Annotated in this window: 1 protein-coding gene; it reads right to left on the bottom strand. The window is 40.4% G+C overall.

The window, feature by feature from the left end:
• Nucleotides 1-102 precede the first annotated feature (102 nt).
• Nucleotides 103-1,121: sensor histidine kinase (locus WMO25_RS18235; RefSeq protein ID WP_349086658.1), on the bottom strand; the 1,019-nt coding region annotated here is incomplete at its 5' end.

Here is a 1,121-nt window from a genome sequence, read left to right as displayed (position 1 = left end):
TCCCTGCCTTAGCATTATCCTGTGTAATCTTGTAATCATTTCAAATCTGATACCAATTATATCAAAAAACATGCGCTTTTACAAGAACAAGTCAGACAGCTGTCAATTTTCCCAATATAATGGATAGGAAATAACCGCTTTAAACATATCGCCGTCAATAATGATATCAAGATGTCCGCCACAGGCCTCTGAAAAACTTTTGGCAATTGCCAGGCCCAGTCCATGTCCTTCCGTTGTCCTATTGACATCTCCTCTCTGGAATCGTTCAACAATCTTATCTGCAGTAAAATCCATCTCGTAGGCAGCAATATTTTTTATTTCTGTAATAACTTTCTGTTCCTCTACACGTCCTTCCACATAAATGCGAGTTCCTTCCATTGAATATTTAAGGGCATTTTCCATCAGATTCTGATAAACACGATATAACCGCTTGCCGTCACCGCTGATATATAGCGGTTCTTCAGGGAGCACCGTTCGAATGATACGCCCGCTGCTGCTGATACGGTCTTCCATATCTCCCAGTGTCTGCTGCAAAAGCTTCACCATATCCAGTTTCTCCAGAACAAGCTCCGCATTGCCGCTTGTAGCCTTTGATATTTCAAATAGATCCTGTATCATTTCTTTTAAATGCTCTGACTTCTGTGAAATAACATTGACATAATCCTGTGCCTCCGGTGACATATCTTCCTTTTTCAGCAAGTCAATATATCCGATAATCGACGTCAACGGCGTCTTTAAGTCATGAGATACATTGGTGATCAGCTCAATTTTCATCTGTTCACTCTTAACCTGCCGCTTGACACTCTTATCCAAACTTTCATTCACTTTCCCAAGATCGCATCCTGCCTCATAAAGCGGCGATGTCTCAGAAATGTTGACCGGGCGCACTTCCTCTCCCATAGAAAGGTGATGCAGTTCTCTGATAATTTCACCTACATTCCGATAAAAACCTCTCTGCTTTATAAAATAGACGATATTGATGATCAGCAGGATAAGTACAAGGATACCGCTATTGGCAAAAAGTACAGCCCAGATGATAAAAAGATTGCCACCTACAATCAAAATTGTGCAAATGAGCTGTTTTTTTTCATAATTCAGAGAATGTTCATATTCTGCTTTTA

The sequence above is a fragment of the Coprococcus intestinihominis genome (assembly GCF_040096555.1).
GTDB classification, from domain to species: domain Bacteria; phylum Bacillota; class Clostridia; order Lachnospirales; family Lachnospiraceae; genus Coprococcus_A; species Coprococcus_A intestinihominis.
The sequence above is the reverse complement of the archived record's forward strand: the minus strand, read 5'-3'. Positions and strand labels throughout refer to the sequence as shown.